This window comes from Paenibacillus sp. 01T422, assembly GCF_056398785.1.
Map to the genome: position 1 here is coordinate 1 of NZ_JBFTQB010001031.1, position 2076 is coordinate 2076.

General features: G+C 41.7%; 2 protein-coding genes. Both read right to left on the reverse strand.

Annotation, left to right across the window (positions count from 1 at the left end; all coding sequences use genetic code 11):
• The coding region (locus AC1DUA_RS35095) for an ABC transporter permease subunit (RefSeq protein ID WP_477504137.1) at positions 1-634 on the reverse strand (634 nt) is incomplete at its 3' end.
• 334 nt (positions 635-968) lie between these two features.
• The coding region (locus tag AC1DUA_RS35100) for a dockerin type I domain-containing protein (protein ID WP_477504138.1) at positions 969-2076 on the reverse strand (1108 nt) is incomplete at its 5' end.

Genomic DNA, 2076 nt, shown 5'->3' on the forward strand with positions numbered 1-2076 from the left:
CCCTCATCCTTGTCGCGCCGTCTACATAAGCTGCTTCATATAGAGAATCATCTATCCCCATAATTGCTGCTATATACAAAATGGCTGACCACCCCAATGTTTTCCAGGTTGTCCATATCCACATCATAATCCATACATGGTCGGAGTTTTGTAGAAGTAAAACCGGGGAGTCGATAAGTCCAATTTGTTTTAAAAGGCCGTTGATTATACCTTCACTGGAGAACATTGAAAATGCCAGTGAATAAACCAATACCCAACTGATGAAATTCGGCAAGGTTGTTACCGTTTGTATAAACCTCCGGAAACGTACGGACTTAATCTCCGTCAGGAATATGGCAAAAACCATTGGAAGCCAAGAAAATAGCAGATTTAATCCACTCATCCCAAACGTGTTTTTAAGTATTTGCAGGGTTTGATCGATCTTTACTTGGTTTTCGACCAAGGTATGAAACCACTTCAGACCAACAAAAGGCGATTTGGACAACGGAATTGGCGGCGTATAGTCAAAGAATGCATAAACCCAACCATATAGCGGGTAATAAGCAAAGATACCAAGTAAAATCATAAAAGGAAGTATATAGAGAAATTTTTTTATTGAGTTGCTTGTCATGCTATTTTTTTGTATTTGCACCATGTATCGCTCCCTTTTCAATGGTATATTCAAAGTATTTATTGACACATTACGATATCTATAAATATATATAGAAGGCCGGAATGGCAATACTGTAGCGCAAAAGATCAATCCATGGATTAAAGGATGCCTTTTTAGTTGATAGCGTTTTCATTCTGTTTCGTTAAAGCAATTATAAAATATCATTTTTTTCAAAACAATGACCTATCCTCATCGATTATTGATCTATTCTCATATCGCTCGGATTAGGTCTCCTACAACAAATATGAAGCACAAAAAAAGAAATGGCGGCTCAAGTTAATTTCAACTAGAGCCACCATTTCTTTTTTACATGTTATTAATTCAGAATTTTACGAGCCAGAATCGAGATATCAACGATGTCAATCTTACCGTCGTTATTCAAATCCAACGCTTTGTACTGATTCCAATCTGATTCTTGATCATTTTTACCATAAGCAGAAGCAATAATCGCAAGGTCACCAATACTTACTTTATTATCGTTATTGAAATCTCCATCGATAGCTTTAATTCTTGAATCATTAAAGCTTTGCAGTGCCGCATTCAGGTTCAGGATCGCCGCTTCAATTTCAGCCTGGCTTACTCCTTGAGTCGACGTCACCACTTGAGCGRCATTAATTGCTGCCTGCAAGGTTGCTTTCGAACCTGATGGATATTGACCAGGATATGTGCCTTCCGTTGCCGCATCATGCGCGCTTTGCGCTTCCGCAATCAGACGCAGTAAGCCCGATTTATCAAGTTTATTAATTTGGACTGTATGAGTTGCACCAGCCCATTCTGTCTCTTGGCCCGCACCATTAGCAACCATTAACTGAGAGACGCGAATTGAAGCGATCTGCGAATTATCCGTTGCAATAGTTTTAAACTTAAGCCTGATCAATCCATTCGCCATATCCGTATTTCCAATATTAGCCGCAATAATTCTAATCTTGCCATCCGATTTAACATCGCCAACCAGTTTGAAATTATTTTCCTGAAGCGAGTCCATGGATACAAACTCTAGCTTATCGGAATCATAATTAATCGTCGTATCTAGCGCGATGACATCTTTGCCAGAACCCGCCAAGCTGAAATCAATATCAAAGGTTTTGCCGCTATCAACGGTCGTTGATCCTGTCAGCACCGCGCCTTCTTGACCGCTGATTGTGATCAGAGCGCTGCCGATCAAACTGGACCCGAAAGCTTTGGCCGTTACTTTCACGACGCCGTTCTTTTTGGCCGACAGCAATCCCGTCTCGCTGATAATCGCCACATTTGTTTCCGAACCGTCTTCTGCGGTTACCGACCATATCACAGGCACTTCCGCCAACATTTGCAGCGTGCCGTCTTTCGTCGTGATGGAGGTCGCTCCGTCCGCTCCGGTCACCGTCAGCTTCTGATCGCCCAGAAGAGTAACCACACCCCATTGTGAACCGTTGGTATAGGAC